The 25766-nt window shown below is 67.9% G+C and carries 25 protein-coding genes, 1 tRNA gene and 1 pseudogene; 16 read left to right on the top strand and 11 right to left on the bottom strand.

The features are described 5' to 3' along the window. Positions 1 to 81: 81 nt before the first annotated feature. The 3 genes and pseudogenes from QE449_RS21515 to QE449_RS21180 form a co-directional block, all read left to right on the top strand. Positions 82 to 204, top strand: a pseudogene (locus tag QE449_RS21515) (hypothetical protein); the annotation flags it as partial. Between the two features lie 122 nt (positions 205 to 326). Then, the gene (locus tag QE449_RS21185; protein ID WP_373428402.1) at positions 327 to 1412 is read left to right on the top strand and encodes a mannitol dehydrogenase family protein; all 1086 of its coding nucleotides are present in this window, start codon (positions 327 to 329) and stop codon (positions 1410 to 1412) included. A gap of 222 nt (positions 1413 to 1634) precedes the next feature. Next, the gene (locus tag QE449_RS21180) at positions 1635 to 2849 is read left to right on the top strand and encodes an oxygenase MpaB family protein (protein WP_307109630.1); all 1215 of its coding nucleotides are present in this window, start codon (positions 1635 to 1637) and stop codon (positions 2847 to 2849) included. A gap of 79 nt (positions 2850 to 2928) precedes the next feature. On the opposite strand, the gene QE449_RS21175 is transcribed toward QE449_RS21180, so the two are convergent. Then, a complete protein-coding gene (locus QE449_RS21175; RefSeq protein ID WP_307109629.1) occupies positions 2929 to 3402 on the bottom strand; it encodes a tautomerase family protein in 474 nt (157 codons plus the stop codon). 122 nt (positions 3403 to 3524) lie between these two features. Further along, complete coding sequence (locus QE449_RS21170) at positions 3525 to 6038, bottom strand: molybdopterin-dependent oxidoreductase (RefSeq protein ID WP_307109628.1); 2514 nt, start codon at positions 6036 to 6038, stop codon at positions 3525 to 3527. Between the two features lie 113 nt (positions 6039 to 6151). Here QE449_RS21170 and QE449_RS21165 point away from each other — a divergent pair, with 113 nt between their 5' ends. After that, positions 6152 to 7558 carry an FAD-dependent oxidoreductase gene (locus tag QE449_RS21165; protein ID WP_027506677.1) on the top strand — a complete coding sequence of 469 codons (1407 nt, stop codon included), beginning with the start codon at positions 6152 to 6154 and terminating at the stop codon, positions 7556 to 7558. Between the two features lie 23 nt (positions 7559 to 7581). Here the strand turns inward: QE449_RS21165 and QE449_RS21160 are convergent, their stop codons facing one another. After that, positions 7582 to 8280 (bottom strand): TetR/AcrR family transcriptional regulator, encoded by a 699-nt coding sequence (locus tag QE449_RS21160; protein ID WP_037186485.1) that lies wholly within the window; start codon positions 8278 to 8280, stop codon positions 7582 to 7584. Between the two features lie 95 nt (positions 8281 to 8375). On the opposite strand from QE449_RS21160, the gene QE449_RS21155 reads away from it, so the two are divergent. After that, the gene (locus tag QE449_RS21155) at positions 8376 to 9986 is read left to right on the top strand and encodes an MFS transporter (RefSeq protein ID WP_307109627.1); all 1611 of its coding nucleotides are present in this window, start codon (positions 8376 to 8378) and stop codon (positions 9984 to 9986) included. Between the two features lie 74 nt (positions 9987 to 10060). On the opposite strand, the gene QE449_RS21150 is transcribed toward QE449_RS21155, so the two are convergent. Next, positions 10061 to 10134, bottom strand: a tRNA-Pro gene (locus QE449_RS21150). A gap of 36 nt (positions 10135 to 10170) precedes the next feature. Continuing rightward, on the bottom strand, positions 10171 to 11136 hold the full coding sequence (locus QE449_RS21145) for a metallophosphoesterase (protein WP_051613580.1): 966 nt from the start codon (positions 11134 to 11136) through the stop codon (positions 10171 to 10173). A gap of 75 nt (positions 11137 to 11211) precedes the next feature. On the opposite strand from QE449_RS21145, the gene QE449_RS21140 reads away from it, so the two are divergent. Then, positions 11212 to 11685, top strand: a complete 474-nt coding sequence (locus tag QE449_RS21140; RefSeq protein WP_027506679.1) for a GatB/YqeY domain-containing protein — start codon at positions 11212 to 11214, stop codon at positions 11683 to 11685. Between the two features lie 30 nt (positions 11686 to 11715). Here QE449_RS21140 and QE449_RS21135 read toward each other — a convergent pair whose 3' ends face one another. Beyond that, positions 11716 to 14085, bottom strand: coding sequence for a transglycosylase domain-containing protein (locus QE449_RS21135; protein ID WP_027506680.1), 2370 nt, complete (start codon positions 14083 to 14085; stop codon positions 11716 to 11718). Between the two features lie 285 nt (positions 14086 to 14370). On the opposite strand from QE449_RS21135, the gene QE449_RS21130 reads away from it, so the two are divergent. The 3 genes from QE449_RS21130 (at position 14371) to QE449_RS21120 (ending at position 16607) form a co-directional block, all read left to right on the top strand. Continuing rightward, positions 14371 to 14694, top strand: coding sequence for a WhiB family transcriptional regulator (locus tag QE449_RS21130; protein ID WP_027506681.1), 324 nt, complete (start codon positions 14371 to 14373; stop codon positions 14692 to 14694). 576 nt (positions 14695 to 15270) lie between these two features. Further along, positions 15271 to 15939, top strand: a complete 669-nt coding sequence (locus QE449_RS21125) for a hypothetical protein (protein WP_307109626.1) — start codon at positions 15271 to 15273, stop codon at positions 15937 to 15939. An 8-nt stretch (positions 15940 to 15947) separates the two neighbouring features. Then, positions 15948 to 16607 (top strand): serine protease, encoded by a 660-nt coding sequence (locus QE449_RS21120; protein ID WP_307109625.1) that lies wholly within the window; start codon positions 15948 to 15950, stop codon positions 16605 to 16607. Positions 16608 to 16617: 10 nt separating this feature from the next. Here QE449_RS21120 and QE449_RS21115 read toward each other — a convergent pair whose 3' ends face one another. Both QE449_RS21115 and QE449_RS21110 read right to left on the bottom strand, forming a co-directional pair. Continuing rightward, a complete protein-coding gene (locus QE449_RS21115) occupies positions 16618 to 17742 on the bottom strand; it encodes an ArsA family ATPase (RefSeq protein WP_056443351.1) in 1125 nt (374 codons plus the stop codon). After that, positions 17739 to 18785, bottom strand: coding sequence for an ArsA-related P-loop ATPase (locus QE449_RS21110; RefSeq protein ID WP_307109624.1), 1047 nt, complete (start codon positions 18783 to 18785; stop codon positions 17739 to 17741). Before QE449_RS21110 ends, QE449_RS21115 begins: the two co-directional genes overlap by 4 nt. Before the next feature lie 41 nt (positions 18786 to 18826). On the opposite strand from QE449_RS21110, the gene QE449_RS21105 reads away from it, so the two are divergent. Together QE449_RS21105 and QE449_RS21100 are read left to right on the top strand one after the other, a co-directional pair. Next, positions 18827 to 18991 (top strand): hypothetical protein, encoded by a 165-nt coding sequence (locus QE449_RS21105; RefSeq protein ID WP_197027831.1) that lies wholly within the window; start codon positions 18827 to 18829, stop codon positions 18989 to 18991. A gap of 1 nt (position 18992) precedes the next feature. After that, positions 18993 to 19454 (top strand): RidA family protein, encoded by a 462-nt coding sequence (locus QE449_RS21100; protein ID WP_307109623.1) that lies wholly within the window; start codon positions 18993 to 18995, stop codon positions 19452 to 19454. A 10-nt stretch (positions 19455 to 19464) separates the two neighbouring features. On the opposite strand, the gene QE449_RS21095 is transcribed toward QE449_RS21100, so the two are convergent. Continuing rightward, positions 19465 to 20349: a Gfo/Idh/MocA family protein gene (locus tag QE449_RS21095; RefSeq protein ID WP_307109622.1), complete on the bottom strand. Its 885-nt coding sequence runs from the start codon at positions 20347 to 20349 to the stop codon at positions 19465 to 19467. A 62-nt stretch (positions 20350 to 20411) separates the two neighbouring features. Here QE449_RS21095 and QE449_RS21090 point away from each other — a divergent pair, with 62 nt between their 5' ends. Beyond that, complete coding sequence (locus tag QE449_RS21090; RefSeq protein WP_307109621.1) at positions 20412 to 21212, top strand: MBL fold metallo-hydrolase; 801 nt, start codon at positions 20412 to 20414, stop codon at positions 21210 to 21212. Here QE449_RS21090 and QE449_RS21085 read toward each other — a convergent pair. Next, positions 21209 to 21883, bottom strand: a complete 675-nt coding sequence (locus QE449_RS21085; RefSeq protein WP_027506688.1) for a Crp/Fnr family transcriptional regulator — start codon at positions 21881 to 21883, stop codon at positions 21209 to 21211. The genes QE449_RS21090 and QE449_RS21085 overlap by 4 nt on opposite strands. A 150-nt stretch (positions 21884 to 22033) precedes the next feature. After that, positions 22034 to 22306, bottom strand: a complete 273-nt coding sequence (locus QE449_RS21080) for a hypothetical protein (RefSeq protein ID WP_027506689.1) — start codon at positions 22304 to 22306, stop codon at positions 22034 to 22036. A 184-nt stretch (positions 22307 to 22490) separates the two neighbouring features. On the opposite strand from QE449_RS21080, the gene nth reads away from it, so the two are divergent. Genes nth through QE449_RS21060 form a run of 4 tightly spaced genes read left to right on the top strand, consistent with a single transcriptional unit; the run spans position 22491 to position 25718 of the window. Beyond that, on the top strand, positions 22491 to 23177 hold the full coding sequence (gene nth / locus QE449_RS21075; protein WP_307109770.1) for an endonuclease III: 687 nt from the start codon (positions 22491 to 22493) through the stop codon (positions 23175 to 23177). Continuing rightward, a complete protein-coding gene (locus QE449_RS21070; protein ID WP_307109620.1) occupies positions 23174 to 23839 on the top strand; it encodes a TlpA disulfide reductase family protein in 666 nt (221 codons plus the stop codon). The genes nth and QE449_RS21070 overlap by 4 nt, the downstream gene beginning before the upstream one ends. Beyond that, positions 23836 to 24531 carry a CoA pyrophosphatase gene (locus QE449_RS21065; protein ID WP_373428347.1) on the top strand — a complete coding sequence of 232 codons (696 nt, stop codon included), beginning with the start codon at positions 23836 to 23838 and terminating at the stop codon, positions 24529 to 24531. The genes QE449_RS21070 and QE449_RS21065 overlap by 4 nt, the downstream gene beginning before the upstream one ends. Then, on the top strand, positions 24528 to 25718 hold the full coding sequence (locus QE449_RS21060; protein WP_056443370.1) for a MarP family serine protease: 1191 nt from the start codon (positions 24528 to 24530) through the stop codon (positions 25716 to 25718). Before QE449_RS21065 ends, QE449_RS21060 begins: the two co-directional genes overlap by 4 nt. Positions 25719 to 25766 lie beyond the last annotated feature (48 nt).

Raw genomic sequence — 25766 nt, 5'->3', positions numbered from 1 at the left:
CGTCATCGAGTGGACGGCTCGACCCTGGTGTGCGGCATCGTCCACATCGGTGTCGGCGCCTTCCATCGAGCGCACGAGGCGATGTACGTCGACCGGTTGCTCGCCGCGGGGCACCTCGGCTGGGCGATCTGCGGTGTCGGTGTCATGCCCGCCGACGCGGCGGCGCGTGACACCGCCGCTGCCCAGGACCAGCTCTTCACCCTCAGTACGGTGCATCCGGACGGCGCGGAGGACACCCGCATCGTGGGGTCCATCGCCCGCTACCTCTCTACGCGCCGGACGACCCGGATCTCGTCGTCGCGACGCTCGCGGCACCCACCACGCACATCGTCTCGCTCACCATCACCGAGTCGGGCTACGGCATCGACGACGCGACCGGTGCCTTCGATCCCCGGGACGACGCCACGCGCCACGACCTCATGTCTCTCGACGCGCCGGTCAGCGTCCTCGGGTTCCTCACGGTGGCACTCCGCCGTCGCCGCGACGAGGGCACCGCGCCGTTCACCGTCATGTCGTGCGACAACATCGTCGGAAACGGTGCCGTGGCCCGTGCCGCGCTGGTGTCGTTCGCCCGTCACCACGACGGCGCGCTCGCCGACTGGATCGACGACTCCGTCGCATTCCCGAACTCGATGGTGGACCGGATCACCCCTGCGACGTCGCCGGCCGTGATCGACTCGGTGCGCCGCCGGACGGGCATCGACGACGCCTGGCCGGTGCGGTCCGAATCGTTCGCGCAGTGGGCCCTCGAGGACGACTTCTCCGACGGGCGGCCACCGTTCGAGGACGTGGGCGTCCAGGTGGTCACGGACGTCGCGCCGTTCGAGCGGATGAAGCTCCGACTCCTCAACGCCTCCCATCAGATGCTCGGGTACCTCGGTGTGCTGGCCGGGAAGACGTTCGTGCACGAGGTGATGGCCGACCCCGACCTCGGGGCCTTCGTGGCCTCCTACATGCGCCACGAGGCGGCGCCCACCGTGGGACTCGTTCCCGGCGTGGACCTCGACACGTACATCGACGATCTGCTAGCACGCTTCGGCAGCCCGGCCGTGCAGGACACGGTGGCGCGTCAGGTGGTCGACGCGACGTCGCGCATCCCGAAGTTCGTCCTGCCCGTCGTGCGGGACAGGCTGCGGGACGACTTGTCCATCGACCATGCAGCCTTGATGCTCGCGGCGTGGTGCGCATGCATCGAAGGGGGAGTGGCGCTGCCCGACCGGGCGGCGGATCAGCTCTGCGCACTGGCGAGGGCCGACCACGACAGCCCCGGCGCATTCCTGGCCCAACCTGACGTCTTCGGGGACCTGACGACGAGCGTGCGGCTTCGCGTGGCGTACCAGCGCGCGAAGCGTCGCCTCCAGGACAACGGCCCGATCGGGGCGGTCCGGCTGCTGGTGGCCTCCTCGGTCTGACGACGGACCCACGACCTCGTCGTCTCGAAGGACTGCGCCCGCGGTCCTGCATCGGGACGTCGCCTCCGTGCCGACCTCGAGCGGACGTGATAGAACTATGCATAACGAGGTTCTGTACCTCGCAACGGCTCGTGCACCACGCCTCCATCACCGGCCATGCACCTCACTCGGGTCGACGCGCGTGCTCGCAGTGCTCGGTCGTTCCTCGACGGAAGGCGTCACATGTCCAGCGAAGTACGCAGTAAATTCGCCCCGCACGGTCCCAGCGTCGACGCGCTGATCGCGTTGGCGAGTACCCCGGGCGCGGAGTCGTATCTCGCACCCGAGGACATCGACTACAGGTCGTGGAATCACGTGGGTGACCCGCTGTGCGAGGCGCTGATCCACGTGATGCGCGAACGCAAACTGATGGGTGGCGACATCTACGCGAACGCCAGAGAACTCGAACGAGGGGGCAATTCGGAGGCCACCGCCTTCTTCGCCGACGTCGAGGCCATTCCGAGCTGGCTCGATGTCGATTCCCTCAGGGTGGGTGCGCGGATGGGACGCCGCAATCCGCTGGGCATGTTGTTCGGGATCCACGGGGCCTTGCCCATGACCTACCTGGATCCGGCCACCGTGGAGGTGATGTCGTCGACCGGTCGCCTGGCCGGCGGAGGCGATTTCCGACGCCGTTTCTGGGAGACGGCAACCGGTTTCGTCGGAGCACTCGACGTGGACGGGATGTTGCCGGGCGGCGATCGGTGGATCATGTGGATACGAATCAGGTTCATGCACACCATGATCCGGCTGGGAATCCATCGCAGCGCGAGGTGGCCCCGATACGAATCGGGAACGCCGATCAGCCAGATGGCCACTGCCGGTGCGACGTACATCTTCGGGCAGTACCGGGTCAACATCATGGAGTATTTCGGGGGAAAGGTGACCCCCGACGAACGCGACGGCTTCGCGCTGATGTGGCGCTGGGTGTCGCGCATCGAGGGTGCGAACAATCAACTGCTCGGGCGAGACCACGCCGAGGAGATGGCGATCCAGATGCGAATCCACGACACCCTGTTCAGTGAGAGTGACAAGACGAAGACCTTGATGCGCGACGTTGTCGAGGGCACAGCATCGATGGCCGCTTTCGGGAAGTCGACATGGCTGAACCACGCGGTGGCGCGGCAGGTTCTGCAACCGTCGATGATAGCCACGTTCCCCGGTGGCGATGCTCGGGACGCGTTGGGCCTCGAGCCACGGCCCACGGCGGAGGCGGTGGTGCGACTGGGGGCGGGCGCGCTACGAGCAGTGAGTTCGGTGACGAGGCTCCCGGGAGTGCGCCGTATCGCCGAAGAGGGCGGTTTCCGACTGTTGGAGAGTTCGCTGGAACGCGGACTCGACGGCGTCCGAGCCGACTATCGCGGAACGGCAGTGGCGGGACGACCGACCGACGAGTGACGACGTCGTCGGCATCCATCGCGGCGCAGCAGCGCACGCAGGATGCCGACGACGTCGCCGTCGATGTCCGGTCCGAGAGTCAGGCCGACTCTGTGTCATACGGCGACGGCTTGTTCTGCCGCGCCCACGTCTTCTCCGCATCCGAGAAGGGCGGCGGTGGTGTCATGCCGTCGATCATCCAGCTCTTGAAGAGCCCTTCAACAACCGCTGTCTCCCAGCGCAGCCCACGATTGTCGACGAACGGTCGGACAATCCCGGCGAAGCTCTCTCGCATCAACGAATACAGGTCGTCCTCGGTCATCGTCGCGCCGAGCTTCTCGGACAGCTCGTCCATGTTGCGGGCGACATGAACCACCTCGATCAGGACGAAATCGTCTGTCGGTTCACCCCCGAGGAAGAAGTTCTCGGGATCGAATTCATGGAAGACGACGCTGGTGTAGAACTTCGGCAACCCGACGACGTCCAGGTAGAACGACGTGATGCTGTCGGCGAACGCCTTCTTGTCGTCGGCGGTGTACACATTCTTCGCGGTCCTGATGTTCCAGAGCGGCATGCTTTCTCCTGTGGGTCGGTTCGATTCCAAGGTTCGACTCGCACACCGAACTCGCCCGCCCCCTCGCGGGCGAGTTCGGTGGTTGTCGATCCTCCGGGCTGATCTCGCCGTGGTGCGTATTCTCAGCCTTCGGCTGTCACGCTCGAGTCCACGAGTTCGATGCGTACCGGGACATTCTTGTGCCACGGATTTCCGAAGAACTTGTCACGTCGCGTGACAGTGGTCAGCGTGTTGAGCGGCACCCCGACCACGGTGTCTCCGTTCTCTCCCGGGTAGGAGACACCCATGCCGTTGGGCAACGACACGTGTCCGGGTTGCATCATGTCGCTGATCTCCACCGTCGTTGTCGCGATGCCCGTCTCGGTGATCAGACGCACGACATCACCTGTGTCGACAGCGAGATCAGCGGCGTCCTGCGGGCTCATGCGCAGCGCCCCATCTTTGTCGCGTCGACGCCACTCGGGGTCGCGAATGATGACGTTCGCAGTGAATGCCCGTCGCTCACCCGCCGACAGGATGAACGGAAACTCCTCGCTGGTGTAGCACGGTTCCTCGGCGTCGAGCAGGCGTAGCTCGTCCATGAGCTCCGGGATCGCGACGTGGATCTTCTTGTCCTCGTGGCGAATGTAGGACCAGGCGTCGGAGTAGCGATCCTCGGTGAAGATCACGCCCTCGCGGCGATCACGGATCGCTTCGAACAGCTTTTCGCCCTGTCCTTCACCGTCGTGGGTGAACCCAGCCCGCCGTACCGCGTCGGGCTGTGCAATGGCTGCGAGATGGGCAAAACTCCAGACGAGTGATTGTGCCTCGTCTCCCGGAGCGAATGTTGCGCCCAATGTGCGGTAGACGAGGTACGGCACGATTCCGGCGAGTTCGGGCTTCTGCTCGATCGTCGAGAACAGCGCGAGGCTGTAGGCGGATCGACCCACCCGCGCGGACGCCGTCAACGACGCGATGATGCCCGGATCCACGAGGTCGAGCCTGTCCATCAGAGCGGCGTAGATCTCCGGCTCCGATCGGGTGCCCGGCATCGGCGGCATCAAGGGGTGACGCATCTGAAAGGTGTTGTGCGGGAAGTGCAAAGTGAACAGTGACGCCTCGTACTTCTCGAACTGACTGGCTGCTGGCAGCACGTAGTCCGCAGCCCTGGCGGTCTCGGTCAGGGCGACATCGATGACGACGGTGAGGTCGAGGCTGCGCATCGCCTGCCGGAAGCGCTCCGAATCGGCCAACGAATGCAAGGGATTCGACGATTCGATGAACATCGCACGAAACCGATCCGGGTGATCGGTCAGAATCTCGTCCGCGATGGAGTTGGCCGGGATCAAGCCGGCCATGATGCGCGCGCCGGTCACCGGGGTCACTTCGGCATCACGGTCCACGTTGCCGGCGAGTCGTGCTATCGGATCGGCCGCTGCCACCGACACCGACGGGAAGAAGAAGTGCAACGCGGATCGGGCAACGTTCTCGGCCACCTTCCCGGAGGTCGCATGCCCGTCGAGGCGAGAGAAGACCGCGCGCATCGCGGCAGCGCCGTGACGCATCGACTGGAGTCCGACAGCGCGTCGCGCCCCGGAGAACCGCACCGGCTCGTCCCGTTCGATGGGGAACCACGGCCCTGCGAGCGGAAAGATCCACGAGTGGATGTGCATGCCGCCGGGCTTGGCGAAGTTGCCGGTCAACACCCAGAGCATCTTCTGCAGATAAGAGCATACGGTGCTGTTGGGGGACTGCTGGATACCCAGATCCTCGTACGTGGCGACACTCTTCGCTCGCGCGATGCGGCGGGCGGCTGCACGAATGTCGTCCTCGGGCACGCCGCATCGTCGGGCGTAGTCGGTGATGTCGATGTCGCGGAACAGCTGCAGAACTTCGTCGACCCCGACCGCATGGGTGTTCAGCCACTCCGACGCGATCAGGTTTTCCTGTACGAGGGTGGCGTCGAGGGCGCCGAGACACCAGACGTCGGTCCCGGGCTTGATCTGCAGGTGATGGTCCGCCATCGCTGCGGTCTCGCTCTTCCGGGGATCGATCACGATGATCGCCCGGTCGGGGTCGCGCGCCAATTCCTTCAAGGTGGGTCGGGCCCGGGCCATGCCGTGCGACTGCCACGGGTTCTTGCCGATGAACACGGCAACTTCGGAGTTCTCGAAGTCGCCCGCCGTGTGGGCGCCGTACAGGTGCTTGTCGACGTACGCTTCGCTGGTCTTCTCCTGGCCGAGGGCGTTCGACATGTACTTGCCGCCCACGCCGTTGAACAGCGCGCGGCCGTATCCGCCACCGAGGTGGTTGCCCTGACCACCGCCACCGTAGAAGAAGATTCGCTCACCGCCGTGTTCGTCCCGCACGGCAGCCAGTCGAGCGGCGATCTCGTCGAGGGCTGTGTCCCAACTGATCTCCTCGAACGTGCCGTCGGGACGTCGGCGCAGCGGGCTGTCGATCCGGTGGGCGCCGTTCTGATAGCGATCGAGACGTAGCGGCTTCTCGCAGCTGTATCCCTGTGAGTTGGGATGGTCCTTGTCGCCTCGGATCTTGGTCAGCGCCCGGCCCTCGAGCAGTACCTCGATGCCACAATTGCACTCGCACAGAATGCATGCGGTCTTCTGCCAGTCGGCTGGTGTCGCGTCCTGCGTCATGTCGGTGATCCCTTCGCGTCGTGTGAGCGATCGTACATAACAAAGTCATGTACGGGGGGATCCGATCGGAGGTCCGACCGACCAGACGTGCGGACGATGGGTACGATGACCAGATGCATAACCTCATTATAAATTCGCGTCCCCTCCGAGTCGCCATCGTGGGAGCGGGGCCGGCCGGGATCTATGCGGCGGACGCGCTGATGAAGTCCGACACGGCCTCGGAGCGTGGCGTGTCGATCGATCTGTTCGAGCGGATGCCCGCGCCGTTCGGATTGATTCGCTACGGCGTGGCACCGGATCACCCGCGCATCAAGGGCATCATCACCGCCCTGCACAAGGTCCTCGACAAGCCGCAGGTCCGACTGCTGGGCAACGTCGACTTCGGCACCGACATCACCGTGGATGATCTCCGGTCGCTGTACGACGCGGTGATCTTCTCCACCGGTGCCACCGAGGACCGCGCGATGGACGTCCCCGGCATCGATCTCGACGGCTCCTTCGGTGCCGCGCAGTTCGTGGCCTGGTACGACGGACACCCCGACTTCTCTCGTACCTGGCCTCTGGAGGCGGAGAAGGTTGCCGTCATCGGCGTCGGCAATGTGGCGTTGGACGTCGCGCGGGTGCTCGCCAAGACCGCCGACGAGCTGCTGCCCACGGAGATCCCGCCGAACGTCTACGACGGGCTCGCGGCCAACAGAGCCGTCGAGGTACACGTGTTCGGGCGTCGCGGCCCGGCCCAGGCCAAGTTCACGCCGCTCGAGTTGAAAGAGCTGGACCACTCCCCGACGATCGAGGTGATCGTCGACCCCGAGGACATCGAGTACGACGAGGGGTCCGCGGTCGCGCGACGCGCCTCCAAGATCACCGATCAGGTTGCCACGATCATCGAGAACTACGCGATCCGCGAACCCGGTGACCGTCCGCACAAGCTGTTTCTGCACTTCTTCGAATCACCCGTGGAGATCCTCGGCGCCGAAGGCAAGGTCATCGGTCTGCGCACCGAACGCACCCGACTGGACGGGAGCGGCAACGTGACGCCGACCGGTGCGTTCACCGACTGGGAGGTCGGTGCGGTCTATCGCGCGGTCGGGTATCTGTCGGACGATCTGCCGGGGATCCCGTTCGACACCCGGGCCGGTGTCATCCCCAACGAGGCCGGACGCATCGTCGACGAGGGCACCCACCTGGCCGGGCTCTACACGACGGGCTGGGTCAAGCGGGGACCCATCGGCCTGATCGGGCACACCAAGGGCGACGCCAACGAGACCGTCGAGTGCATTCTCGACGACATGAGGGCCGAGTCGCTGAACACCCCGGCCACGCCGCAGGAATCCGCCGTTCTCGAGCTCCTGGAATCGCGCGACGTGCAGTTCACGACCTGGGACGGCTGGTATCGACTGGACGAACACGAACGCTCACTGGGCCGGGTCGAGGGCCGCGAACGCATCAAGGTCGTCGAGCGTGACGACATGCTCGCCGCCGCCGAACCCGACAAAGTGTCCGCCCGCCGACGTTCGTGACGGACAACCACGCCGGATGCGCGCTAGGGCTGCGACTGCTGCCGTCGCTTCCACCATCGCACGGCTTGCTTCGCGCCGGCCTCTGACAGATCGCGCGGGTATCCCATCCCGACGAAGTGGTTGACAGCCATCGGTTCCAAGATGGTGGCCACGGGGTCTGTGAAATCTGCGAATTGCCCGCTGATTTCCAGCGTGACGAAGCCGTGGACGAGACTCCACAGTTCTGCCGCCATCTGCTCTCCCGCGATCGGCGACACCCCCGTGCGAGCCAATTTCTCGCAGGTGGCGGCCAGGACGGCATAGGCGGGACCGAACCCGTCGGTGGACATCCGATTCGTCGAAGCGACGTATCGGTACGTGCCCCGAGTGGAGAGGCCGAACATCATGTCGTAGAGGTGGGCGTTGCGTTGGGCAACCTCGCGGGTGCTCAGTGCCATTGCGAACAACTGTGCGCCCGGGTTCATTCGTGCCGCTGATGCTGCGAGCAATGCAGCACGAAGGTTGGCGTATCCGCGGATGACGACCTCTTGCAACAGTTCCTGCAAACCGCCGAAGTGGTGATAGATGGTGATCGTCGAGACGCCGGCGCGATCGGTGATCGTCCGCACCTTCAACTCGCTCGGACCGGCATCGGCCAGCAACTCCATCGCCGAGCGGATGAGCCGCTCGCGGACGGGTTCGTCGTCGACGCTCCCGACGAGGGGCGTGTGAGCGGATGCCATGAGTCGATCGTTTCACATCGGGACGGGACACCCGGCTGACGGCACAGGGGACCGCTTCGGGGTGCACGGCAGGCAGCGTCTGCTATAACGTCATTATGTCGCTCACCCGCCCACTCTCCACTAGCGCCGTCAACAAGACGGCCGTCCTCGCGACGCTCTGTCTAGCGGTATTCGTTGTCAACGTGTCCACGACCGTCATCAACATCGCTCTGCCCACGCTGGTCAGGGAGCTGGGGGCCAGCACCCGGGACCTGCTCTGGATCGTCGACGCGTTCAATCTTGCGTTCGCCGCGCTGGTGCTGGCGGGTGGATCGCTCAGCGATCGATTCGGTCGTCGTCGGCTCCTGCTGCTCGGACTCGTCATCTTCGTCGCAGCATCCGCAGGCGGAGCGCTCAGCGGCAGCCCCGGCGTACTCGTCGCCTGGCGCACACTCGCCGGTGTCGCCGCTGCACTGGTTTATCCGGTAACGCTGTCGATCCTCGCCAACGTGTTCACCGATCGGACCGAACGGGTGAAAGCTCTCGGGTTGTGGGGAGCGGCCACCGGCCTTGCGGTGGCCACCGGTCCGGTCGTCGGTGGTGCCCTGATCGAGCACTTCTGGTGGGGATCGATTCTCGTCTTCAACGGCATCGCTGCGGCGGTCACGCTGTTCTTCGCCGCGCGCTTCATCCCCGAGTCGCGCGACCCCGCTACGCCGCCGCTCGACTACGTCGGCCTCGTTCTGTCGACCGTCGCACTCGGCACGCTCGTGTACTCGATCATCGAGGCACCCGACCGCGGATGGGGCTCGCCACCTACCGTGATCGGCTTCGTGGTGGCTGCGGTGGTGTCGACGGTGTTCGTCATCCACGAGATCCGGAGCGACCATCCCATGCTCGATGTCAGGTTGTTCGCGAACATGCGGTTCACCGCCGCAAGTGGAGCGGTCACCGGCGGATTCTTCGCCCTGTTCGGCTTCATCTTCCTGGTCACCCAGTACTTCCAGTTCGTGCGGGGGTACGGCGCTCTGGAGACCGGCGTCCGAATCCTGCCGGTCGCGGGCTCGATCGCGGTGGCGGCGCTCGTCGGGCCTCGGATCGCCGTCGCAATCGGCACGAAAGTGGTAGTCGCCTTCGGATTGTTCTCTCTCAGCGTCGCATTCGTGTGGGCGTCGACTCTCTCTGCCGACGCCGACTACTGGGTCATCCTGCTTCAGATGCTCCTGTTGGGTGGCGGCATCGGACTGACCGGCACGCCGGCAACCGAAGCGATCATGGGTGTGGTGTCACCGGACAAGGCCGGCATGGGGTCGGCGGTCAACGACGCCACGCGTGAGCTCGGCGGCACCCTCGGCGTCGCGGTGATCGGATCGGTCGCACTGTCCGCGTATCGCGATCATCTCGATGTCGGATCCTTTCCCGAGCCGCTGCGGGAGCCCGCGAGCGAATCGGTCGGCGCGGCACTCTTCGCTGCCGACAGGGCGGCGGAACTGTTCGGTCAGGCCGGTGCCGATGTAGGCGCACGACTGACAGAGGTCGCAAGGGTGGGCTTCGTCGACGGAATGTCGCTCGGATGCATGGTCGCGGGAGGCGTGACTGCCGCTGCTGCAGTTCTCACCCTCATTTTTCTGCCTGACCATCCCGTCGCGCACGATGACATCGATGCCGAACTACCCGGTCCGGATGACGCGACGGAGAGCACGGTCGCTCGGGGCAGCGCTCGCTGAACCGCTGCGCAGAAGCACGAAAGCCCCGACCAGGTTTCCCCGGTCGGGGCTTTCTTTCGTGTCTCAACCACGAGTCGGGGTGGCGGGATTCGAACCCACGACCTCTTCGTCCCGAACGAAGCGCGCTACCAAGCTGCGCCACACCCCGTGGCCGTTCACTCCCCGTCAGGGCAGCTCTGCAACTCTATCGCACCATGGCTTCGGAACGCGAAACGCCCTGTTCGGGTGAGGTCCTGGGCGGACGCTTCGCCGGAACGAGGGTGATCAGGGTTGCCTCGGGACGGCAGCAGAAGCGGTACGGCGCATACGGCGACGTCCCGAGTCCGGCCGAGACGTGCAGTCGGGTGTGGGCACCCCAGCGCGAGGGTCCCTTGACGCGAGAGCGGTCGAGCTCGCAGTTGGTCACCAGTGCGCCGTAGAACGGGAGGCACAGTTGGCCGCCGTGGGTGTGTCCCGCGAGCACCAGGTCGTATCCGTCCGCCGCGAAGCGATCGAGCACGCGCGGTTCGGGAGAGTGGGTGATGCCGATGCTCACGTCGGCGATGGGGTTCGGCGCGCCGGCGATGGTGTCGTAGCGATCACGCTTCAGGTGCGGATCGTCCACCCCGGCCGTCGCGATCCGGACGCCGGACACCTCGAGCTCGCGGCGGACGTGGGTGACGTCCATCCACCCGCGCTCGGTGAAGGCCGCCCGCAGGTCCTGCCACGGCAGCGGGTTCCCGAACACCTTCTTGTGATTCTTCGAGAAGTACTTCAGGGGGTTCTTGGGCACGGGCGCGAAGTAGTCGTTCGACCCGAAGACGAACAGACCCGGCCGACCGAGGAGCGACCCGAGCGACTGCACCACGGCCGGCACAGACCGCTGGTGGGACAGGTTGTCGCCGGTGTTCACGACGAGATCGGGTTCGAGCCGATCGAGCTCACGCACCCAGTTCTGCTTGAGTTTCTGGTCCGGCATCATGTGCAGGTCGCTGATGTGCAGGACACGCAGCGTCGACGACCCCGGGGCGAGCACCGGCATGGTGGTCTCCCGCAGCGCGAAGGCGTTCCGCTCGATGGCCGTGGCGTAGGTCAACCCCACCGCCGCCGATCCCGCGGCGAGAGCCGCGATCCCTCCGGGAGTGGCGAGAGAACGCGCGGCCGACTGCAGACTCGGGAGCGAGTGCGCCGAGCGACGGGGGAACGCTGATGTACCGGACACCTCTTCGACAGTACCGTTTCCGACATGGCCGAGAACTGTGACATGGAAAAGCGCCTGCGGGCGGATCTGACGACATCGATGAAGGCGAAGGACAAGCTCCGGACGGCGACGCTGCGAATGCTGCTGTCGGCGGTACAGACCGAGAAGGTGTCGGGTAAGGAAGCACACGAGCTCACCGACGAGGACGTGCTGCGCGTGCTGGCCAAGGAATCGAAGAAGCGCGGCGAGTCCGCCGAGATCTACACCCAGAACGGGCGCGGTGAACTCGCCGCCACCGAGCGTGCCGAGGCGCAGATCATCGACGAGTACCTGCCGACGCCGCTGACCGACGCCGAACTGGCCGACGTCGCCGACACGGCCATCGCGCAGGTGGCCGAGGAACTCGGTGAGCGCCCGGCGATGCGACAGATGGGACAGGTCATGAAGGCCGCCACGGCGATCGCCGCCGGCAAGGCCGACGGCTCCCGCATCTCGGCCGCGGTCAAGGCTCGGCTGTAGAGCACTCGCCGCCGCACGGCACTGCCGCAGCTAGCGCGGCGGTGCCGTCAGCCCGGGGATCGCCGGCAGGGTGACCCCGGGCGGCAACGCCGGAAGCTGGATCCCCGGCGCCGGGGCCGCCGGTGCCGCCCGGACGGACCCGTCGCTGATGTAGATCGTGACCGTCGATCCTGGAATGGCGGAACCCGAGGGTGACGTGCTGACCACGGTGCCCCGACCCTCCGACGACGCGGTGGTCGCCACCTGCACGCGGAACCCGGCGGCCTGCAACTGCGAGGTCGCGGAGTTCTGCGTCAGGCCCGTGACGTCGGGAACCTGGCCGTTGGCCGATCCGCGCACGTACTTCTGGTCGACGGCCGGGAGTCCGACGTCGCCGAAGTTCGTGGCCACCGGATCCATCGCGTCGTACCAGGTCCGTGCAGGCTCGTTACCGCCGAACAGGTTGCCCGAACCACACGGGCGCAGCGGGAACGAGCAGATCTCGCTGGGAGTCGGGGAATCGCCGTAGGTGTAGGCGGCGGCCGCGTACCGGTTCGTGAATCCGAGGAATCCCGAGGATCGGTGCGATTCCGTGGTGCCGGTCTTGCCGGACATCGGCAGCGACCAGCCCACCGAGCTCGCGGCGGACGCCGACGTGCCGCCGGGCTGATCGTCCTTGCTCATCGCGTTGGCCAGTGTGTTCGCCAGTCCCGGCTCCACGACCTGCTCGCACGCCTGCTGCGTGACGGGGATCTGCTTGCCGCTGCGATCGAAGACGCTGTCGATCGGGTTGGGCGGGCACCACTTGCCGCCGGACGCGAGGGTCGCGGCCACGTTGGACAGTTCCAGCGGATTGACGTAGGTCGGTCCGAGCGTGAAGGAGCCGAGATTCGCCTCCTTCTGGTAGTCGGCGAGGCTCTGGTCGGTGCCCTGGCCGGCTGTGCCGGGCAGCGTGTACGAGCGCAGGCCCAGGCGGACGGCCATGTCGACCGTCGGGGTGACGCCGACCGACTCGATCAGCTTCACGAAGGCGGTGTTGGGTGACTGTGCCAGCGCATCGGTCACCGAGAGTGACTGCGGGTAGTTGCCGGCGTTGGTCACGCAGTACGTCGAGGGAGGGCACCCGCGCGCACCGCCGTCGCCGAGTCCCTTGACCTCGACGCGGTTGGGCACCTGCAGGACCGCGGACGTGCCGAGGCCCTTCTCCATCGCGGCGGCGGTGGTGAAGATCTTGAAGATCGACCCGGCACCGCTGCCCACCAGGGAGTACGGCTGCGGCTGCACGGTCTCGTTGGCGTCGCCGTTCAGGCCGTAGCGCCGCGACGACCCCATCGCGAGGATGCGGTGCGAGTCCTGTCCCGGCGCGATGACGTTCATGACCGTCGCGACACCGTCGAGATCCGGGCTGCTGTTCCCGGACAGGGCGGCGCTCGTGGAGGACTGCACGGCCGGGTCGAGAGTGGTCTTGATCAGATAACCGCCCTTGTCCACCTGGTCCTTGCTGATGCCGGCGTCGGCCAGGTACTGCAGCGCGTAGTCACAGAAGAAGCCACGATCACCGGCGGCGATGCAGCCGCGCGGCAACTGGTTGGGCTCCGGCAGCACGCCCAGCGGCTCGGCCTTGGCGGCCTCGATCTCCGCCGCGCGGTCCGGGATGTTCTGGATCATCGTGTCGAGAACGGTGTTCCGTCGCGCCATCACGCCGTCGTAGTTGGTGTACGGGTTGAGAGCGGAGCTGGACTGCACCATGCCCGCGAGCATTGCCGCCTGCGTCAGGCTCAGCTGGCTCGCGTCGATGCCGAAGTACGTCTGTGCCGCGTCCTGGATGCCGTAGGACGAGTTACCGAACGGCACCAGGTTGAGGTAGCGCGTGAGGATCTCGTCCTTGGTCAGCTGCTTGTCCAGCGTCAGCGCCATGCGGATCTCGCGGATCTTGCGCGCGGGAGTGGTCTCGATGGCGGCGCGGCGTTCGGCGTCCGTCTTGGCGACGACGAGCAGTTGGTAGTTCTTCACGTACTGCTGGTCGAGGGTGGACGCGCCCTGCTCCACCTGTCCGCTGGTGGTGTTGGTCAGGAAGGCGCGCACCGTGCCCTGCCAGTCGACGCCCTCGTGCTCGGCGAACCGGCGGTCCTCGATGGAGACGATGGCGAGCTTCATCTCGTTGGAGATGCGGTCGCTCGGCACCTCGAAGCGTCGTTGCTCGTAGAGCCACGCGATGGGGTTGCCCGCGGAGTCCACCATCGTGGACACGGCGGGCACCGTTCCCTCGACGAGTTCCGCGGAGACGTTGTCCACGGTGTCGGCGGCGCGGTTGGACGCGAATCCGAACCCGCCGGCGAGCGGGAACATGACTCCGGCGAGCAGCGCGCCGGCCAGGGCGGAGCACCCGGCGAGTTTGGCGACAGTCTTGGCGATCGGCACGAACAACAGAGTACGTGGCTCCTCCGGGACACAGCCCGTACCGGACATGTGGACGGCTGACCTGCTCCGATGTGACCGATCGCACGGGCGTACCAGAAAAGTGATCCCCCACCTTGCTTCCCGCGCGGCCTTTCCCCTACATTGATGGACACGATGTGATTCAGATAACAATCACATCAGTTAGTGGGGTGCTCCTCAGTTCGCTGTGCAGCGTGAGCTGCGTCGGCGGGTGGGACGCCCGGAACGCCAGGGAAACGGTGTTCGCCGACGGTAAGGGGTCAACGAATGCACACAGGAACGCCGAATGCAGCGCTCGACATCGGGGAAGCCGAAGCGCGCATCGCATGGGTATCGCAGGCGCGATGCCGGGGAGTGGATCCCGATCAACTGTTCGTCCGCGGCGCCGCGCAGCGCAAGGCCGCAACGATCTGCCGCCACTGCCCCGTGCTCATGCAGTGCGGAGCGGACGCCCTCGACAACCGTGTCGAGTTCGGCGTCTGGGGCGGCATGACAGAGCGTCAGCGCCGGGCCCTGATCAAGCAGCACCCCGAGGTGGACTCCTGGGCCGAGTTCTTCGAGACCCAGCGTCACCACCAGTCGGCCGTCTGACCCACGCCGCCGCCGGGCGACCGGCCCCGGTTCCTGTGATCTCCCACCGCGATGTCCGATTCGCGGTGGGAGATCTCTCGTCGCACCGCATGAACTCTTCGTGAACGCCCGACGACGCGTCGGGACCCGTCCGGGGCGCGGGGTGTCTGTCACGCCCGCCCGTGTCGATCGACCACACGCGACAGCGCGGACGAATCGGACCTCCATCGAGTCTGTGTGCGTCACAACGGAATCGGTCGTATCGGAAGAAGCGTGACGCACGGTCGCTCGGCTGCCGCGCCCGCGCGGGAAGGCTTTCCACGCTCTGACCTGCGCCGTCGTCGACGCGGACCGTGGGGGCGCCCGCTCGCCCGCCGCCGCGCCGGTCGTGCCCGGCACCGAATCGGACCCGGCGTTCGGTGCCCCGGCCGCGCTCGGTCCGTGTGTCGGTCCGTCCCTCGCGGTTCGCTTTCCGTTGTCTCGCACGTCGATTGACACCGTCCCACCGTGACCGTTGAATCCTGCTCGGCACTCGCCGCTTGACGGATCCGACGATCAGCGCGGATTCGCTCCCACTGCGAAAAGGACTCGACGGGCATGAAGATGAACAAGATCGCGGTTGTCGCCGCGATGACGATCGTGTCGCTGGGCACCGCCTCCGCGACCGCGTACGCCGATCCGGCACCCGCCGCTTCTCCCGAGGTGCACTGGAACGCCGTGGCCGCGGGCACCGGGCTGCTCGTGACCACCGACTCGGGAACCCTGAGCAACGAGAACAACCACCTGGTCATCCGCGACGACTCGGGTGTCGTCGTCGATTCGGTGCCGCTGGCTCTCGCCGTCGACGGACTGGCGCATCCCGTGTCCGCTCAGGTCGAGGGCAACACCGCGACCCTCGCGGTCGACGCCGCTGCGCCCGCCGCGCCGGTCTACGACATTCCGGGCCTGAACCAGGTGGACCTGCCCGCCGCGGTCGCCGGCGTCAAGGACAACCTGTCGCTCACCGCCACGGTCGGTGGATTCCTCGGTGCCGCAACCGGTCTCGTCGGTGGCTGCCTCCTCGGTGCGGCCGCGGCCGGCGTCGTCTCCGCTCCCGTCGCGCTCCTCTTCGGTGCGGGCCCGATCGCCGGATGCATCGGTGGCGCCCTGCTGCTCGGCGCCGGTGGATCGCTCGCCGGTACCGCCATCGGTGGTCTCGGTTCCGCCGTGGCCAATGCGCAGCAGTTCGTCACGCTGCTCGAGGCGCCGCCCGCAGTGAAGAAGTAGTCACACCGATGCGAGTACTTCTGGTCGGTCTCGCCGTCCTCTGCTCGCTCGTTCTCGGCGGCGGGGCTCAGGCCTCCGCCGCCGAGCGCGTGGAGCTGGGCGGGGGTTCCGGGCTGGTCCTGACGCAGGACGGACGAGAGACCCTGTGCAGTCTCACCGTGATCGGTGCGGACACCGCCGGGCGCACCATCGGGCTCACCGCAGGTCACTGCGGGCGGGTCGGCGACACCGTGGCGAGCGAGAGCGATTCCGCCGCAGGAGATGTGGGCTCCGTCGTCGCGGTTCTGCCCGCGTACGACACGGCGATCATCGAGTTCGACGCGGAGCGGGTGGCCCCGGTGGCCTCCGTCGGCAGCACCACCATCACGGCTGTCGGGGATCCCGCACGGCTGGCCGAGACCGTGTGCAAGCAGGGTCGTACGACCGGTGCGACGTGCGGAGTCTCCTACGGTGACGTCCTGAACTCCCAGCAGGTGTTCGCCCAGGTGTGCGTGAACGCCGGTGACTCCGGTGCGCCGGTGGTGCGGGGAGCGTCCGTGGTCGGCATGGTGAACGCCTACCTCGTGGCACCCTGCATCGGCCCCGCCGTCGTCACCGACCTGGTGTCGATCCTGCGTGCGATCGACGAGAGCGGCGGCCCCGGCGCGGGCCTGCGGCTCACCGCCTGAGCGCAGAGGCTCAGGCGGTGCCGGTCAGCTGATCGGCGACGGCACGCAGTGCGTCGAGATCGGACACCTCGAACGGCAGCGAGGGCACCCCCACGACGGGAACACGGGGGTGAGCGGCGGTGAAACGACGCAGCAGTCCGATCTCGCGCTTCGCGGTGACGGCCCGATGCGCGTGCACGCGAAGCACTCCCGCGGCCAGAGCGGCATCGGGGGTGCCTTCGGCGTCCAACTGGTCGGCGGCCGTGACGGCGTGGTCGGACGGCAGCGAACTCAGCGTCGGGTGCGTGCGGTTGAGCACCAGTCCAGCCAACGGCATGCCGTCCTCGGACAGGCGGGTGACGAAGAAGGATGCCTCCCGCAGCGCGTCGGGCTCCGCGGCCGCGACGACGACGAAATGGGTTCCGTCCTGACGCAGCAGGTCGTACGTGTGGCGCGCACGTTCGCGGAAGCCACCGAACATCGAGTCCAGCGACTGCACGAAAGCGGAAGCGTCGGAGAGCATCTGGCTGCCGACGATGGACGAGACGCCGCGCATCGCGAGACCCACGGCGCCGGTGACCACTCGGCCCAGCCCGCGACCCGGGGCCATCAGCAGCTTGATCATGCGACCGTCGAGGAACGACCCCAGACGCTGTGGGGCGTCGAGGAAGTCCAGCGCGTTGCGCGACGGCGGCGTGTCCACGACCACGAGATCCCAGTCACCGCTGGCGGCGAGCTGCCCCAGCTTCTCCATCGCCATGTACTCCTGCGTCCCCGAGAAGGACGACGCCACAGTCTGATAGAAGGAATTGTTCAGGATCTGCTGTGCCTTCTCCGGCGTCGAGTGCTCCATCACCATCTCGTCGAACGTCCGACGCATGTTGAGCATCATCGCGTGCAGTTCGCCGGTGGCGCCGGGCCCGAGGGCGACCGGCTGCGGAGTGTTGTCCAGCTCGCCGACGCCGAGAGCCTGGGCCAGGCGCCGTGCGGGATCGATCGTCAGCACGACGACCCGGCGCCCGTTCTCGGCTGCCCGCAGCGCCATCGACGCCGCAGTGGTGGTCTTGCCCACACCGCCGGAGCCGCAGCACACGACGATCCGCGACGACGGATCGGTCAGGATGGACCCGATGTCGAGAGTGGGAACGGTGCTCATCGCACTCCCTGTTCCGTGAGGTGGTGGGCGAGCTCGTACAGTCCGCCGAGGTCCATGCCGTCGGCCAGAGCCGGGAGCGTCAGGCGCGGCACCGCGAGGTCACCGAGACGCTGTTCGCTCTCGCGCTGGGCGGCGAGCCTCGACGCGTGCTCGATGGACTCGGTCAGCAGGCCGGCGAAGTCGTCCTCCGACAGCGTGATTCCGGCATCGGCGAGTTTCTTCTCGATCGCGGCGGCGTCGAGGTTCCCGGAGGCCGCCTCGGCGAGCGCCTCCGCCGGAAGGAACGACTCCTCGGTGCGGTTGACGACCACGGTGCCCAGTCGGAGATCGGCCGCTGCGAGTTCCGCAGCAGCATCGGCGGTCTCCTGCACCGGCAGCGCCTCGAGCAGCGTCACCAGGTGCACCAGTGTCTGCTCGGAGTGGAGCAGCTTCACCACACCCTCGCTCTGCGATCGCACCGGGCCGGTCTTGGCGAGGTCGCGCATCGCCGTCGTCACGTCCAGGAAGCTCCCGATCCGCCCCGTCGGCGGCGAGTCGACGACGATCTCGTCGTAGAGCAGGCGACCGTTCTTCTCGGTGCGGACCGCACGCTCCTTCACCTTGCCGGTGAGGAGCACGTCGCGCAGACCGGGGGCGATGGTGGTGGCGAACTCGATGGCTCCCACCCGCCGCATCGCCCGGCCGGCGAAGCCGAGGTTGTAGAACATGTCGAGGTACTCGAGGAACGCGGTCTCGATGTCGATGGCCAGCGCGTACACCTCACCACCGCCGTCGGCGGAGGCCACCTTGGTGTCCACCGGGCTCAGCGGGGGGACGTCGAAGAGCTGGGCGATGCCCTGGCGTCCCTCGACCTCGACCAGCAGAACCTTGCGCCCACCTGCGGCGAGGGCCAGGGCGAGCGCGGCGGCGACGGTGCTCTTGCCCGTCCCACCCTTGCCCGAGACGAAGTGCAGTCGAGCGCGGTCCGCTTCGGGCGGCCATCCTCGCTCCGCCTGGGGGGACGATCCGGTGGGGTGCGACGTCGCACCTGCTGTCTCCGACACGTCCTCGACCTTACTGACCCGGTGCGCTATAGGCTCCTGCCATGAGCGCATCGACGACGTGGGAATACTTCACCGCACCCCTGCTGATCCACAACACCAAGGCCATCCTCGACAACTTCGGTGCCGACGGCTGGGAGCTGGTCACGGTCATGCCCGGCCCCACCGGCGAGAACCTGGTCGCCTACTTCAAGCGCCCGAAGAGCTGACATGGGTGTGACGGAGAAGCTGGCCGAGCTCGGGCTGACCCTTCCGCCCGTCGTGCCGCCGGTCGCGTCCTATGTTCCCGCGGTGCGGTCGGGAGACCACGTCTTCACCTCGGGTCAGCTGCCCATGGTGGACGGCGCGCTGACCGCCACCGGCAAGGTCGGGGCCGAGGTGTCGGCCGAGGACGCGACCGCCGCCGCCCGCGTCTGTGCGTTGAACGCACTGGCCGCGATCGACGCGCTGGTCGGCATCGAATCCGTGGTCCGCATCGTCAAGGTCGTCGGATTCGTCGCGTCGGCACCGGGATTCACCGGTCAGCCCGGCGTGATCAACGGTGCGTCGAACCTGCTCGGTGAGCTGTTCGGCGACGCCGGTATCCACGCTCGGTCGGCTGTCGGAGTCGCCGAGCTGCCCCTGGGCGCAGCCGTCGAGGTGGAGATGATCGTCGAGGTCGCACCCGCCTGACGGGTGCGCGTCACCGACCGCTCGCCACGAGGGTCCGGCACTGCTCGATGACGCGCTGCAGAGCGAGTCCGCGATGTGCCGAGCACTCGTGGCGGGTGCCGGTCCGGACAGACTCCAGGAACTCGTCGAGCAGTACCGCGTAACACCGGTCGGGTGGCGTGGTGCGGTCCGACAACTCGACCAGGCCGCCCGGTCCGCTCGCGCCGACCCGCAGCACCGACGGGCGCACCGGCGTCCGCATGGACAGCGTCACCAGGCTCGTCCGGACTCCGGCGGTGCTCCCGTGCTGCAGAGCCAGCGACCACGTGTCGGACGCGTCGTCACGCCTCGCCCACGCCACGGACTCGACCGGTCCGAGCACCTCCATCGCGAGATCGAGAACGTGCGGGCCGACGTCCATGAGGGCGCCGCCCTCCTGCCGCCACGTCGAGCCGGCGTACTCGCCGCCGAGCAGGGCGCCGGACAGCCAGGTCGCCGTCACGGTCGCGACCTCCGTGTCGCGCACGGCGTCGAGGAATGCTCGGGTCTCGGGTGCGAAGCGACGCGTCAGCGTGACCATCGACGAGACCCCGGCCTCGTCGATCGCGGCCACGAGAGTGGCCGCATCCGCCGCGGAACCGGCGATCGGCTTGTCCAACAACACATGTCGACCCGCGGCAGCCGCCCGACGGGCGAGATCGAACTGCACCTCGGGGGGTACCGCGAACGCGACGGCGTCGACGGAGTCGATCAGTGCATCGACGTCGTCGACGTACGGCACCTCGGGAGCCGTCTGTGCCGCGGCGTCGGGACGGCGGGCCCAGATGCCGGCGAACTCGACGTCGGGATGCGCGGTGAGTGCGGGTGCCGCGGCCTGACGAGCCCAGGGTCCGGCACCGATCAGACCGATTCTCATGGTGCGAGCCTAGGTTCTGTCCCGGTCTGCACCGAACCTGCGTCGGCTGGCACAGTGGTCGCATGGCGGAGAAGGATCCCACGGCATCGGAGAAGCACCCCGCGTACGGACGGCTGCGGCGCGTGACGTCGACCGCGTCCGTCCTCCTGGCCGAGAACCCCGGGAAGATGACGCTGGACGGCACGAACACGTGGATTCTGCGAGCCCCGGGGCACGAGCAGTGCATCGTGGTCGATCCGGGCCCGCGCTCCCGGTCGCACGTCGACCGCGTCGCGGCGCAGGGACGCGTGGCGCTGATCCTGATCACCCACCGCCATCACGATCACACCGGCGGTATCGCCCGGCTGCACCGGTCGACGTCCGCGCCGGTGCGCGCGGTCACGTCCACGTACCTCCGAGGTGACGCCGCGCCGCTGGTGGACGGCGAGGTGATCGCGGCCGCCGGGGTGGAACTCACCGTCGCGGCGACACCGGGCCACACCGCCGATTCCGTCAGCCTGGTCCTCGACGACGCGGTGCTGACCGGGGACACCATCCTCGGTGCCGGATCGACCGTCCTGGACGGGAAGGACGGGGATCTCGGTGACTACCTGGCCTCACTCGACCGACTGGAGCAACTCGGTGAGGGACGCGTCGCGCTGCCCGGTCACGGGCCGGACCAGCCCGACACCGCGGTGCTCGCGCGCGCCTACCGGGCCCATCGCGAACAGAGACTCGACCAGGTGCGGGCAGCGCTCGACGTCCTCGGACCCGACGCCACCCCTCTGAAGGTGGTACGTCACGTCTACGCGGACGTCGACAAGAAGCTGTGGCCCGCGGCGCGGATGTCGGTCAAGGCCCAGCTGACGTATCTGCGCGGTTAGCGTGCGCGCCGGGCGAGTCGCTCGGAGTCGGAGATGAGCACGCTCTTGCCCTCGAGGCGGAGCCAGCCGCGGTGCGCGAAGTCGGCGAGCGCTTTGTTGACGGTCTCGCGAGAGGCGCCGACGAGCTGAGCGATCTCCTCCTGCGTGAGGTCGTGGACGACGCGCAGCGAGCCGGCCTCCTGGGTGCCGAAACGCTGTGCGAGCTGCAGCAGTGCCTTGGCGACGCGGCCGGGAACATCGGTGAAGATGAGGTCGGCCAAGCTGTTGTTGGTACGACGCAACCGGCGGGCGAGCACCCGGAGCAGCTGCTCGGCGATCTCGGGGCGCTGATCGATCCAGGCCTTCAGGGCGTCGCGATCCATGCTCACCGCGCGCACCTCGGTGACCGTCGTGGCGGTGGAGGTGCGGGGGCCGGGATCGAAGATCGAGAGCTCACCGAACATGTCGGACGGACCCATGATGGTCAGGAGGTTCTCGCGACCGTCGGGGGAGCGGCGGCCGAGCTTCACCTTGCCGCTGACGATGATGTACAGCCGATCGCCGGGCTCACCCTCGTTGAAGACCACGTGGCCACGCGGGAAATCGACCGGTTGCAGCTGCTTGGTCAGCGCCGACACCGCAGACGGCTCGACCCCCTGGAAGATGCCGGCTCGTGCCAGTACCTCGTCCACGTGTACTCCCTTGCCCTGAAAGATCGGCAGATCTACGAATGTGTCGTCTTCATGTGTCCGGTCGGAGTCTACGTCGCCGGGCGGCCACAGGAGTGATCACAGCCACCCTCGACGCGTCGGCGTCGGACCGGGGGCCGTGTCGGCGGGTGCTCAGCTGGCGCGGCGTGCCCTGTCGTCGAGAAGAGCGACGTCCTCCTCCATGACGTCGCCACCGCGGCGACGTCGGGTGCGGAACCGTGCGAGAGCGTTCGGGAAGCCTTCCGCGGCCAGGGTGGCGACCTCGGCGGAACTGGCGGCGTCCAGGAATTCCTGAACCTCCTGCTCGCGGACTCCTGCGCGGTTCAGCCGCGCCTCGAAGCGCTCCATGGCGAGGGCGAACAGCATCAGCAAGACCGGGAACAGAACCACAGCGAGTGCTTGCATACCGAGGAGTAAACACTGTCGACGTCTCGAAAAGAACACGGCGGGGTCACCAGTGCGGACACGACCGGAGCGTGCTGTCGGGGGCGTTCCGTAGAGTCGTGGCGTGCAGAAATCAGCCGCCGGTCCCTCTCACGTGGGCAAACGAGACGAGTCCGCCCTCGCGCTCACGCGTCGGGCACGCCGGATGAATCGCAACCTCGGCGTGGTCTTTCCGCACGTCTACTGCGAGTTGGACTTCACCACCCCGCTCGAGCTCGCGGTGGCCACCATCCTGTCCGCGCAGTGCACCGACAAGAGGGTCAACGAGACCACGCCGGCACTCTTCGCGAAGTACCGGTCGGCGCGCGACTACGCGGAGGCCGACCGGACGGAGCTCGAGGAGTACATCCGGTCCACCGGCTTCTACCGCAACAAGGCCAACTCCCTCATCGGGCTGGGCCGCGAGCTCCTCGAGCGGTACGACGGTGAGGTTCCCGCCTCGCTGAAGGAGCTGGTGACGCTGCCCGGTATCGGGCGCAAGACGGCCAACGTGGTCCTCGGCAATGCGTTCGACATTCCCGGCATCACCGTCGACACCCACTTCGGCCGACTCGTCCGCCGCTGGGCCTGGACCGAGGAGGAGGATCCGGTCAAGGTCGAGCACGCCATCGGTGCGCTGATCCCGCGCAAGGAGTGGACGATCCTGTCCCACCGCGTGATCTTCCACGGCCGCCGCGTGTGCCATTCGCGGACGCCGGCGTGCGGTGTCTGCCTGCTGGCGAAGGACTGCCCGTCGTACGGGCTGGGGCCGACCGACCCCGTCAAGGCCGCGGCATTGGTGAAGGGGCCGGAGACGGACCACATCCTCGCCCTGGCCGGCATCGAGACGTGAGCAGGTCGTCCGCGGCGAGGTGGAGCCTGGCCGCGCTCGTGGTGGTCGTCGCCCTCATCGTCGCCATCTGGCCGCGCGGGGACGATCCGACGGGACCGGCGAGCTTCGCCGACTACCGCGACACTTTCGGCGCGGCGCCCACCGACGACGCGACGGACACGGAGCTGGCCCCCTTGCGCACCGAGGCCGCGCTCGCCGCGTGCCCCGTGCCGGCGGCCGGCGCCCAGGCGCCCGCCGGCCCACTGGCGGGTCTGCGCACCACCTGCCTGGCCGACGGAGCGCCGGTCGATCTCGGTGCGGCCGTCGCCGGCACGCCGACTCTGCTCAACCTGTGGGCCTACTGGTGCGGCCCGTGCGCGGAGGAACTGCCGTATCTGCAGCAGTACGCCGAGCGTGCGGGCGGTGCCGTTACCGTGGTGACGGTGCACGAGGATCCCCGCCAGGGCAACGCCCTGACCCGACTGGCCGACTACGGCGTCCGACTACCCGGCGTGCAGGATCCGTCCGCTGCCGTCGCCGCTGCCGTCGGAGCTCCGGCCGTGTTGCCCGTCAGCGTGCTGCTCGCCGCCGACGGATCCGTCGCCGCGGTTCTCCCGCAGCCGTTCCGCTCCGTCGACGAGATCGCGGACGCCGTGCGCACCCACCTCGGAGTCTCGGCGTGACGGATCCCGCGGGCACGCCGCCGTGGCTGTCCCGTCTGGCCGCCGTGCACACCGTGCGCGACGACGCGAGCAACCCGGTGATCGCCCGCCACGCACCGGACGGGGCGACGGGCAGACCGGCCGCGGTGCTGGTGCTCTTCGGCGGGCGGCCCGACGCGGCGGAGTTGCCCACCGACGCCACCGTGCTCCTGACCCAACGCGCGTCCTCGCTGCGGCAACATCGCGGTCAGGTCGCCTTTCCCGGCGGCGCAGCCGATCCCGGCGACGACGGACCCGTCGGCACCGCTCGGCGGGAGGCGCAGGAGGAGACCGGGGTGGACCCGGACGGCGTGGAGCCGCTCACGGTGCTCGACTCCATCTTCGTGCCCCCGTCGGGCTTCGAGGTGACACCGGTGATCGCGTACTGGCGCGCCCCGAGCGAGGTGTCCGTCGTGGACACCGCCGAGACGGAGCGTGTCGTCGCCGTGCCGCTCACCGATCTTCTCGATCCGGTCAACAGATTCGTGGTGCGCCACCCCCTCGGTTATCGGGGCCCGGCGTTCGCAGTGGGAGGAATGCTCGTGTGGGGTTTCACGGCCGGGGTGCTGTCCGGCGTCCTCGAGACGGCGGGCTGGGGTGCCCCCTGGGACACCGAGGACGTCCGGGACCTCGAGACGTCGCTCGCCGCCGTCGGTGAGGAGTTGCACCCGTGACGGGATCGACCTGGCTCGACATCGGTGTGGCACTGGTGGCGTTGCTCGCCGCGTCGTCGGGGTGGCGGCAGGGCGCGGTCGCGTCCGCCTTCGCCTTCTTCGGTGTCGTCCTCGGTGCCGTCGCCGGCATCCTGCTCGCACCGCGCGTCCTCGACCACGTCGAGGAGGGGCGGATGCGCGTGCTCGTCGGCGTCGCCCTCATCGTCGTCATGGTGATCGTCGGCGAGATCGCGGGCATGGTGTTGGGACGAGCGTTGCGCAGCGGGATCCACAGCCCGGCGGCGCGCTCGGTGGACAGCGTCATCGGTGCCGGTCTGCAGGCGGTGGCCGTGCTCGTCGCGGCCTGGTTGCTGGCCGTCCCGCTCACCGCGGCGTCGCAACCGCAGATCGCCGCGGCCGTGCGCGGATCGTCGATCCTCGGCGCCGTGGACGACGTGGCACCCGAGTGGGTCCGCGAGATCCCCAACGAGTTCTCGGCTCTGCTCGACACGTCGGGTCTCCCCGACGTCATCGGCCCCTTCGGCCGCACTCCCGTGGCCGAGGTCGGTCCGCCGGATCCCAGCGTGCTGGCGTCGCCGATCGCGGCGGACCTCCAGGACAGCGTGCTGCGGATCCGCGGTATCGCCGAGAGCTGCCAGAAGGCGCTCGAGGGCTCCGGTTTCGTCATCGGGCCGGGCCGTGTCATCACCAACGCGCACGTCGTCGCCGGCACCTCGTCGGTGGCCGTCGACACCGCTGACGGCCCGCTCGACGCGGAGGTCGTCCTGTTCGATCCCGCCGTCGACATCGCGGTGCTGAACGTGCCGGATCTGACCGCCGACGTCCTGCCGTTCGCGACGGGGCGCGCGGAATCGGGAACCGACGCGGTGGTGCTCGGGTATCCCGGCGGTGGCCCGTACACGGCATCGTCCGCGCGGGTGCGCGAGACACTGAACCTCACCGGGCCGAACATCTACCGCACCGGGACGGTGGACCGGGAGGTCTACACCGTGCGCGGATCGATCCGTCAGGGCAATTCCGGCGGACCGTTGGTGGCCACCGACGGCACGGTTCTCGGCGTCGTCTTCGGCGCCGCCGTCGACAACTCCGATACCGGATTCGTGTTGACCGCAGCAGAAGTCGCCGACGAGGTGGCAACGGGGCTGCAGAACGGGCAACCTGCCGGTACGGGATCCTGCGTCGGGTGAGGATGCATCGGCTGTCACGCCGAGGAGCGCCCGCACCGCGTACCGTGA

The organism is Rhodococcus sp. SORGH_AS_0303 (genome assembly GCF_030819335.1).
Taxonomy (GTDB): domain Bacteria; phylum Actinomycetota; class Actinomycetes; order Mycobacteriales; family Mycobacteriaceae; genus Rhodococcoides.
Note: the sequence above shows the minus strand (reverse complement) of the source record. Positions and strands in the feature narration are given on the sequence as shown.